This is a genomic window from Candidatus Methylomirabilota bacterium (assembly GCA_035764725.1).
Lineage (GTDB): Bacteria > Methylomirabilota > Methylomirabilia > Rokubacteriales > CSP1-6 > DASRWT01.
Window position 1 is genome coordinate 19,109 of sequence record DASTYT010000012.1, and the last position, 9,446, is coordinate 28,554.

The window sequence follows — 9,446 nt, forward strand, 5'->3', positions numbered from 1 at the left end:
AACATCAATCCGTCCGGGGCAAACCCGGAAGGAGCGATCCATGGACCTGATGCTGCTGCTCCTCCCCCTGGTGGCGATTCTCGCCTTCCTGGTCGGATATCTCGGGCAGAAGATCACCACCGTTCGTACCATCGGCGACGCCGAGACCCGCGCGCGGCGCATCGTCGAGGAAGCCAAGACGAAGGTCGACCAGGCTGCGCGCGAGACCGAGGCCAAGGCCCGCGAGGCCGAGGCCAAGATCCGCAATGCCGAGCTCGAGGCCAAGGAGATGGCCCTGCGCGCCCGGGCCGAGCTCGAGCAGGAGAGCCGCGCCCGCCAGAAGGATATGCAGGACATCGAGCGGCGGGTCGCCCAGCAGGAGGAACAGGTCACCCGCCGCCTGGACCAGCTCGACCGGCGCGACCAGGATTTTCACCAGCGCGAAAAGGGCCTGGGGGACCGCGAGCGCCGGCTGACCGAGACCGAGGCCCGCCTCACCAACGCCCTCGACGAGCACAAGCGGAAGCTGGAGTCGATCGCCGGGCTGACCGCGGAGGAAGCGCGGCGGCAGCTCATGGCCCAGGTCGAGGTGGAGGCCCGCCGGGAGGCCCAGCTCCTCGGCATGCGGCTCGAGGAGGAGGCGCGCGAGGTCGCCCACGGCAAGGCCAAGGAGGTGCTCGCCACCACCATCCAGCGCCTCGCCCCCGACTATACGGTCGAGACGGCGGTGTCCATCGTGGACCTGCCCTCCGACGACATGAAGGGCCGCATCATCGGTCGCGAGGGGCGGAACATCCGGGCGCTCGAGCTCCACACCGGGGTGGACCTCATCGTGGACGACACGCCGGAGGCGGTGCTGATCTCCGCCTACGACCCCTACCGCCGCGAGATCGCGCGGCTGGCCCTCCAGAAGCTCATCGCGGACGGGCGCATCCATCCCGCGCGCATCGAGGAAGTGGTGGACAAGGTCAAGAAGGAGATGGAGGAGCACCTCAAGGAGGAGGGCGAAAAAGCCTGCTTCGAGGTGGGTGTGCACGGCCTCCATCCCGAGCTGATCAAGCTCGTCGGGCGCATGAAGTACCGCACCTCCTACGGCCAGAACTGCCTCCAGCACTCCAAGGAGGTGGCGTGGCTGGCCGGCATGATGGCGGCGGAGATCGGCGCCGACGTGAAGCTGGCCAAGCGCATGGGGCTGCTCCACGACATCGGCAAGGCCCTCACCCACGAGCAGGAAGGAAGCCACCCGGAGCTATCGCTCCAGGTCCTCACCAAGTACAGCGAGTCGCCGCAGGTGATCAACGCCGCCCTGTGCGGGCACGAGAACGTGGAGGCCGAGACCATCGAGGCGGTACTCACGGAGGCCGCCGACGGCATCTCGGCGGCCCGCCCGGGGGCGCGGCGCGACGTGCTCGAGAGCTACATCAAGCGGCTGGCCAAGCTGGAAGAGATCGCGATGTCCTACAAGGGCGTCGAGATGTGCTACGCGATCCAGGCGGGCCGCGAGCTGCGCATCATGACCAAGGCCGAGCAGATCTCCGACCTCGACGCGCATCAGCTCGCCAAGGACATCTCCAAGCGCATCGAGGCCGAGATGCAGTACCCCGGGCACATCAAGGTCGTGGTGATCCGCGAGACGCGCGCGGTCGAGGTGGCAAAGTAGCGATGGCCAAGCCGCTGACGATCCTGTGCGTGGGCGACCTCTTCGGCGAGCCCGGGCGGCGCGCCGCCGAGACCTTGGTGCCCAAGCTCCGCAAGCAGTACGAAGTCGATCTCGCCATCGTCAACGTGGAGAACGCGGCGGCGGGCTACGGCGTGACGCCCCAGATCGCGCGCTCGATGCTCGAGCACGGCGCCGACGTGATGACCACCGGCAACCACATCTGGGACCGCAAGGAGATCATCGAGTACATCGTCAAGGACAACCTCCTTCTCCGCCCCGCCAACTTCCCCGCCGGCACCCCCGGCGCGGGCTCGGTGGTGGTGAAGGTCGGGCCGCACAAGGTCGGCGTGCTGAACCTGATGGGCCGGGTGTTCTTCCCCCAGCAGCTCGACTGTCCGTTCCGCAAGGCCGACGAGGAGATCGCGCGGCTCCGCCAGGAGACGCCGATCATCGTGGTGGACGCGCACTGCGAGGCAACCTCCGAATCGCAGGCGCTCGGGTGGTATCTCGACGGGCAGGTGAGCGCGGTGGTGGGCACGCATCGCCACACCCAGACCGCGGACGAGCGCGTGCTGCCGAAAGGCACCGCGTTCATCACCGATCTCGGCATGACGGGGCCGGTCAACTCCGTGATCGGGGTGGACCCGGAGCTCGCCATCGCGCGCTTCCTCACCCAGATGCCCACGCGCTTCGAGCCGGCCAAGGGCCCGGCGGCCCTGCACGGCGCGGTGATCCGCGTCGATCCGGACACCGGCAAGGCGCTCGGCATCGAGCGCCTCCGCGTTCCCGCCCCCGCCTGATCCGCGCGGCGTGACTCTCGACGGGAAGGCCGTCGCGGCGAAGGTCCTGGCCGAGGTCAAGGCCGGGGCCGCCGCCTACCGGGAGCGCACGGGCGCGCCGCCCACGCTGGCGGTCATCCTCGTGGGCGAAGATCCCGCCTCGCAGCTCTACGTGCGCAGCAAGAAGCGCGACGCCGAGGAGGTGGGCATCGCCTCGCGCGACTTCCTCTTCCCCCAGGGCTGCACCCAGGCCGAGCTCCACGCGACGATCCAGCGCATCAACGCCGATCCCTCGATGCACGGGGTGCTGCTGCAGCTCCCGCTGCCGAAGGGCCTGGACGAGGATGCGGCCATCGCGACCATCGCCCCCGCGAAGGACGCCGACGGTCTTCACCCGGTGAGCCTGGGCAACCTGCTCGGGGGGAAGCCGACCCTGGTGCCCTGCACACCGGCCGGCTGCATCGAGATCCTCGACCACTACGGGATTCCCCTCGAGGGCGCGGAGGCGGTGGTGGTGGGGCGCTCGCGACTCGTGGGGAAGCCCCTCGCCCAGCTTCTCATCGGGCGCAACGCGACCGTGACGACCTGCCACACGCGGACCCGCGATCTCGCTGCCCACTGCCGGCGCGCCGACCTCCTCTGCGTGGCCGCGGGCCGCGCGCGTATGGTGACGGGCGACATGGTCAAGAACGGCGTGGTGGTGATCGACGTGGGCACCAACCGGCTCGACACCGGCAAGCTCGCCGGCGACGTGGACTTCGCCTCGGTAAGCCCGAAGGCCGGCGCGATCACGCCGGTGCCCGGCGGCGTGGGGCCGATGACGCGCGCCATGCTCATGCGCAACACGCTCCTCGCCGCCCAGCGCCAGGCCGGCCTCTCCCCCTCCTGACGTGGCTGAACGGGCGGTCCTCTCCGTCTCCGAGCTGACGGCTCGGATCAAGGAGCAGCTCGAGGTGGCCTTCCCCGCGGTGTGGGTGGAAGGCGAGATCAGCAATCTCCGCACGCCCGGCTCCGGCCACGCGTACTTCACCCTGAAGGACGAGACGGCCCAGCTACGCGCCGTGCTCTTCCGGAACCGGGGCCGGCGCATCCGCTTCGAGCCCGAGGACGGGATGAAGGTGCTGGCCTTCGGCGGCCTCGACCTCTACCCGCCGCGCGGCGAATACCAGTTAGTGGTCGAGCTCCTCGAGCCCAAGGGCGTGGGAGCCCTCCAGTACGCCTTCGAGCAGCTCAAGCGTCGGCTCGAGGCCGAGGGGCTCTTCGAGCAGGCGCGCAAGCGGCCGCTCCCTGCCTTCCCCCGCGTGATCGGCATCGTGACCTCGCCCACCGGCGCGGCCGTCCGCGACATGCTCCACATCATCGGGCGGCGCTTCGGTGACCTGCGCATCCTGATTGTGCCGGTGCGCGTGCAGGGGGAGGAAGCGCCGGGGGAGATCGTGGCCGCCCTCGCGACGCTCGCCGCGGTGGACGAGCTCGACGTGGTGATCGTGGGTCGCGGCGGCGGTTCCATCGAGGATCTCTGGGCCTTCAATGACGAGCGCGTGGCCCGTGCCATCGTGGCGTCGCGGGTGCCGGTGATCTCGGCGGTAGGTCACGAGACCGACTACACCATCGCCGACTTCGTGGCCGATCTCCGCGCGCCCACGCCGTCCGGCGCCGCCGAGCTGGTGGTGCGCGAGAAGCTCGCGGTGATGGAGATGCTGGTGGATCTGCACGACCGCCTGCGCCTGGCGATGGCCTCGCAGATGGCGCGCCGGCGCGAGCGGGTGGCCTCGCTCCTGCGGCGCCGCGTGCTCACCGAGCCTTCGCGCGCGCTCCGCGAGTGGACGCGGCGCCTCGACGAGGCGCAGGCCGGGCTCGCCACCGCGGCCCGCGCCCATCAGCGGATGCTGCGTCACCGCGTCGAGCTGGCGACAAACGCCTTGAGTTCCCAGCACCCGTTGGCTAGGATTTCTCACGGCGCCGCGGTGCTGGCCCAGCTTCGCGGCCGGCTCGCCGCGTCCGCTACCCATCGCGCCAAGCATTCGCGGCATCGGCTCGCCGCCGCGGTGGGGCGGCTCCAGTCGCTGTCGCCGCTTGCCGTGCTGGGGCGCGGGTACAGCCTGACGCGGCTGCCGTCGGGCGCAGTGGTGCGGACGGCCGCCTCGCTGCGGGCGGGGGACACGATCGAAGTGCTGCTCGCGGAAGGCGCGGTGGACGCGCAGGTGACGGACGTGAAGGAACGGGATGACCGACATCAAGTTTGAGGATGCGCTGGCCCGGCTCGAGCAGATCGTGGACACGCTCGAGGCCGGCAACCTGCCCCTCGAGGACTCGCTGAAAGCCTTCGAGGAAGGGGTGGGGCTGGCGCGGCGCTGCGCCCGCTATCTCGACGAGGCGGAGAAGCGCATCGAGCTCCTCACCAAGGACGAGGCGGGCCTCCTCCGCGTCGAGCCCTTCACGTGGGACGAGGGCAAGCAGTCATGAGCGCGGGCTTCGAGAGCTACCTCAAGGACCGGGCTCAGAGCGTGGACCTGGCGCTCGATCGCTTCCTCCCCGCGGAAACGGTGGCCCCCGAGACCATTCACAAGGCGATGCGCTACAGCGTCTTCGCGGGCGGCAAGCGGCTGCGCCCGGTGCTGGTCATCGCGGGGGCGGAGGCGGTGGGCGGGCGTATGGACGAAGTGATGCCGACGGCGTGCGCGCTCGAGCTGATCCACACGTATTCGCTCATCCACGACGACCTGCCCGCGATGGACAACGACGACTTCCGCCGCGGGCGGCCCACCAGCCACAAGGTGTTCGGCGAAGCCATGGCCATCCTCGCCGGTGACGGGCTCCTCACGCACGCCTTCCGGCTCATCGCGGAGAACTGGCGACCGGAGATGGACGCCAGGGTCCTGCGTGATGTCCTCGTGGACGTGTCGGATGCGGCCGGCACCGACGGCATGGTGGGCGGACAGGTGGCCGACCTCGAGGCGGAGGGCCGGCGCGTCAGCGCCGACGTGCTCGAATACATCCACCTCCACAAGACCGCCGCGCTGATCCGCACGTCGATCCGCGTCGGCGCGCGCTTGAGCGGCGCTCGCGACGATCAGCTCCGCGCTCTCACCGTCGCGGGCGGCGATCTCGGCCTCGCCTTCCAGATCGTGGACGACATCCTCGACGTCACGGGCACGACCGAGCAGCTCGGCAAGACGGCGGGGAAGGATCAGGCGCAGCAGAAGGCGACCTATCCCGCCATTCACGGCATCGAGGCCTCGCAGGCCCAGGCCGGCCGTCTGATCGGCGAGGCCCTCCACGCCCTCGCGCCCCTCGGCTCGCCGGCCGAGCCGCTGCGCGCCCTCGCGCGGTTCATCCTCGAGCGAAAGGCCTAGCCCTCTGTCCGAGATCCGCTCTCTCCACGCGCGTGAGATCCTCGATTCCCGCGGCAACCCCACCGTGGAGGTCGAGGTGTGGCTCGAGTCGGGAGCCTTCGGCCGCGCCATGGTGCCCTCCGGCGCGTCCACCGGCAAGCGCGAGGCGATGGAGCTTCGTGACGGGGACTCCTCGCGCTATCTCGGCAAGGGCGTCCGCCGCGCCGTCCAGAACGTCATCGAGACCATCGCCCCCGAGATCGAGGGCATGGACGCGGCCGAGCAGGCCGCCGTCGATCGCGCGCTGCTGGAGCTGGACGGCACGCCCAACAAGTCAGGGCTCGGCGCCAACGCGATCCTCGGCGTGTCGCTGGCGGTGTCGCGGGCGGCCGCCGACGACGCGGGCCTGCCCCTCTACCAGTATCTCGGCGGCCCCGGCGCGCGCGTGCTCCCGGTGCCGTTCATGAACGTGCTGAACGGCGGCGCGCACGCCGACAACGGGCTCGACGTCCAGGAGTTCATGCTGGTGCCCACGGGCGCGGGCAGCTTCGCGGAGGCCCTCCGCACGGGCGTCGAGATCTTCCACACGCTCCGCAAGCTGCTCAAGGACCAGGGCCTTTCCACCGGCGTGGGCGACGAGGGCGGCTTCGCGCCGAGCCTCGGCGGCAACGTGGAGGCGCTCGACTTCCTCCTGCGCGCGATCGAGCGCGCGGGCTACCGCGCGGGCGACGACGTCTTCCTCGCCCTCGACGTGGCGGCCAGCGAGTTCGGCGAGCACGGACGCTACCGCCTGCGCGCCGACCGCACCGAGAAGTCGAGCGACGAGATGGTGAGCTTCTACGAGGGGCTGCTCGCGCGCTATCCCATCTGCTCCATCGAGGACGGGCTGGGTGAGGACGACTGGGACGGCTGGCGCCAGCTCACGCGCCGCCTCGGCGGCCGCGTTCAGCTCGTGGGCGACGACCTCTTCGTCACCAATCCCGCCATCCTTCAGAAGGGCATCCAGGAGGGGACGGCCAACGCCATCCTCGTCAAGGTGAATCAGATCGGCACCCTCACCGAGACCCTGGAGGCGATCGAGCTCGCCAAGCGCGCGGGCTACGGCACCATGATCTCGCACCGCTCGGGCGAGACGGAGGACTCCTTCGTCGCCGACCTCGCCGTCGCCGTCAACGGGGGACAGATCAAGACCGGCTCGCTGGCCCGCGGCGAGCGCACCGCCAAGTACAATCAGCTCCTGCGCATCGAGGAAGAGCTCGGCACTGCCGCGGTCTGGCCGGGCCGCGCGGCGCTTCGCGGCGGCCGGCGGTGACGCCGCGACACGTCCGCGGGGTCATGGTCGTGGCCGCGGTGGCGCTTCTCGCCTACGGCGGCTCGAGCGTGGCCCGCGTGATCCAGATGAAGCGCGAGGTGGAAAGCCTCGAGCGCGAGATCGCGACGCTTCGTGAAGAGACGGGTCGGCTGACCAAGACAATCGACCGGCTGCGCAGCGACCCCGAGTACATCGAGCAGCTCGCCCGGGAATCCCTCGGCCTCGTCAAGCCGGGCGACAAGGTCCTCAAGCTCCCGCCCAGCACCCCCGGAGGCTGATTCGCCGCCATGGAGCTCCTCCTCGTTCTCTTCCTGCTCGCGCTCCTCGTCAACGCGCGGGCGGTCTTCAAGCTCAGCCTCGACTGGAAAGGCATGCTCACCACGGTGCGCTTCGTCCGCGAGTCGTACGCGCGGGTGGCCGCGCTGCCCACCGAGGAGGCGCTCGAGCGGACGCCGGCCACGCCGGTGTTCCTCCACCTGGTGCCCGCCTATCAGGAGCCGGACATCGCGGCAACGGTGGGAGCGCTCGTCGCGTCGCGCTATCCGCACGGCCGTCTCCACGTGGTCGTCATCACCAAGGAAGAAGAGGAGCGTAACCCGCATCCCCTCATGAGGGGCAGCACGGGCGAGCTGGTGCGGCGGTTCCGCGAGACGCTGCCGCCGTACCAGCAGAAGCGGCTCACGCATCTCGCGATGCCCGGCCCGGGGCGCAAGGCGCAGCAGCTCAATTGGGCGCTGAGACCAGAGAGCCTCCGCGAGATCCTCGGCGAGGACCACGATCCCACGCGCGTCTTCGTGGGCGTGAGCGACGCCGACTCCGTGCCCGATCTCGACACCTATCGCTGGATCGCCCATCGCGAGCTGACGGGGCCGGGCTCGCTCGCCTATCAGGGAATCCCGCTCTCCCTCGCCAACTACGGCCGTCTCGACATCCGCGGGCGCATCTGTGCCATCCAGCAGTCGTCGATCTTCATCCGCGTGTCGATCGCACGGCTCATCAACGAGGTCAAGCGCATCCGCCTCTTCGGCGCCTTCGCCGCGCGGTGGCCGCGCCTGGGCCGCGCCCTGCGTCCCCTCTTCGAGTTCTGCTTCCGCCGCTCGCAGATCTGCCTCGGGCACAACCAGTTCGTGCGCCTCGACGCCATGCAGGCGGTGGGCGGCTTCCCCACCTCGGGCGCCACCGAGGACTCCACCCTCGGCTACGCGCTGGGGGCCCGGGGCATCCTGATCGAAGCCATACCCATGCTCGAGCTGACCGATCTCCCGGAGACGACGGAGAAGGTGATCCGCCAGAACGCGCGGTGGTACCTGGGCGTGCTCGACGACGCGCCCTTCCTCCGCGCGGTCTGGCGCGCGAGGCCGACGGCCTACAACCTGGCGCAGCTCATCCGCCACGTCGGGAACAAGGTGATCGAGTGGCCGGTGGCCGCGCTGGTCTATCCCTTCACCGGCTGGCTCGGCTGGTATCTCGCGTATCAGTTCCGCGGCGAGCACCCGGCGCTCTTCTACCTGGGTGTCGGCGCGCCGACGCTCTCGCTGCTCCTCACGGTGTGGGTCGGCGGGATCGTCACCCAGACCCTGATCGAGGAGCTGCGGCCCTACCTGCCGCGCCCGGTGGACCTCCGCCGGAAGAGCCTCAAGGAGAAGTTCTTCGGGACCTTCCGCTGCCAGACCTACTGGCTGCTGGCGACGCGCGCCGCCTGGCGCGTGCTGTGGAGCATCTGGCGCACCGGCCGCTACGAGGCGGCCAAGACGGATCGCGTCACCGCGCGGCTTCAGCCTGCCCGCGCCTCCGAGCCCATCGGCTAGACAGCTGGGTCGTCGCCGCCCCAGCCCCGTCGGGCTGAGCGCCGGGGTAGGTCATCAAGTAGTGGAAATTCCGTGTGTGCGTCAGCGTTCCCACGTCGGCACGCGGTCTGCAGAGGATGGATCGGGAGGGAGATGCCCCATGACCGGCCGCCTCTTCGGATGTGCGCTCGCCATCGCGAGCCTGCTCGCTGGAGCGGCCATGGCCTTCGCGCAGCCCCTCGACCTGAAGGCTCCGCTGCCGACGCCGGAGAAGCCGCGTGAGCCGCGGCCGCTCGAGCGCGACATCCGCCCGATGCAGCCGGCGGTGCCGCACGATCCCGGCTTCATCCCGGGATTGTCGGGCGAGACGCAGCACGGCACGAAGTACGGGGCGTCCGGTTGGACGGCGCCCAATCCGCCTGTCGGCTCGCGCGGGGCGGCCGACCCCGAGTCGAGCGGCTCGGCCGGATTCGGCTTCTCGGTGGAGTGGTTCTAGACGCCTGAGGCTCGCTCGCGCCACGTCTTGAGCGATGCTAGTGTCTCAGCGCGTTGGCGTCCACTTCCGCCGTCCACGCGAGGAGATGACATGGCGAC

At 70.2% G+C, this 9,446-nt stretch carries 10 protein-coding genes; all 10 read left to right on the forward strand.

The window, feature by feature from the left end; all coding sequences use genetic code 11:
* The first annotated feature begins 40 nt into the window (after positions 1 to 40).
* The 10 genes from rny to VFX14_01580 all read left to right on the forward strand — a co-directional run bounded on the left by rny (position 41) and on the right by VFX14_01580 (position 9,348).
* Positions 41 to 1,639, forward strand: coding sequence for a ribonuclease Y (gene rny, locus VFX14_01535; protein HEU5188348.1), 1,599 nt, complete (start codon positions 41 to 43; stop codon positions 1,637 to 1,639).
* A 2-nt stretch (positions 1,640 to 1,641) separates the two neighbouring features.
* Positions 1,642 to 2,439: a TIGR00282 family metallophosphoesterase gene (locus VFX14_01540; protein HEU5188349.1), complete on the forward strand. Its 798-nt coding sequence runs from the start codon at positions 1,642 to 1,644 to the stop codon at positions 2,437 to 2,439.
* 10 nt (positions 2,440 to 2,449) lie between these two features.
* A complete protein-coding gene (folD, locus tag VFX14_01545) occupies positions 2,450 to 3,307 on the forward strand; it encodes a bifunctional methylenetetrahydrofolate dehydrogenase/methenyltetrahydrofolate cyclohydrolase FolD (protein ID HEU5188350.1) in 858 nt (285 codons plus the stop codon).
* Position 3,308: 1 nt separating this feature from the next.
* Positions 3,309 to 4,664, forward strand: coding sequence for an exodeoxyribonuclease VII large subunit (gene xseA, locus VFX14_01550; GenBank protein HEU5188351.1), 1,356 nt, complete (start codon positions 3,309 to 3,311; stop codon positions 4,662 to 4,664).
* Positions 4,645 to 4,884 carry an exodeoxyribonuclease VII small subunit gene (locus VFX14_01555; GenBank protein HEU5188352.1) on the forward strand — a complete coding sequence of 80 codons (240 nt, stop codon included), beginning with the start codon at positions 4,645 to 4,647 and terminating at the stop codon, positions 4,882 to 4,884. The genes xseA and VFX14_01555 overlap by 20 nt, the downstream gene beginning before the upstream one ends.
* A complete protein-coding gene (locus VFX14_01560) occupies positions 4,881 to 5,774 on the forward strand; it encodes a farnesyl diphosphate synthase (GenBank protein ID HEU5188353.1) in 894 nt (297 codons plus the stop codon). Before VFX14_01555 ends, VFX14_01560 begins: the two co-directional genes overlap by 4 nt.
* Positions 5,775 to 5,778: 4 nt before the next feature.
* A complete protein-coding gene (gene eno, locus VFX14_01565) occupies positions 5,779 to 7,065 on the forward strand; it encodes a phosphopyruvate hydratase (protein HEU5188354.1) in 1,287 nt (428 codons plus the stop codon).
* Complete coding sequence (locus VFX14_01570) at positions 7,062 to 7,343, forward strand: septum formation initiator family protein (protein HEU5188355.1); 282 nt, start codon at positions 7,062 to 7,064, stop codon at positions 7,341 to 7,343. Before eno ends, VFX14_01570 begins: the two co-directional genes overlap by 4 nt.
* A gap of 9 nt (positions 7,344 to 7,352) precedes the next feature.
* On the forward strand, positions 7,353 to 8,873 hold the full coding sequence (locus VFX14_01575) for a glycosyltransferase family 2 protein (GenBank protein HEU5188356.1): 1,521 nt from the start codon (positions 7,353 to 7,355) through the stop codon (positions 8,871 to 8,873).
* A gap of 139 nt (positions 8,874 to 9,012) precedes the next feature.
* Entirely contained in the window at positions 9,013 to 9,348 is a 336-nt protein-coding gene (locus tag VFX14_01580; protein HEU5188357.1) for a hypothetical protein, read from the forward strand.
* Positions 9,349 to 9,446: the final 98 nt, after the last annotated feature.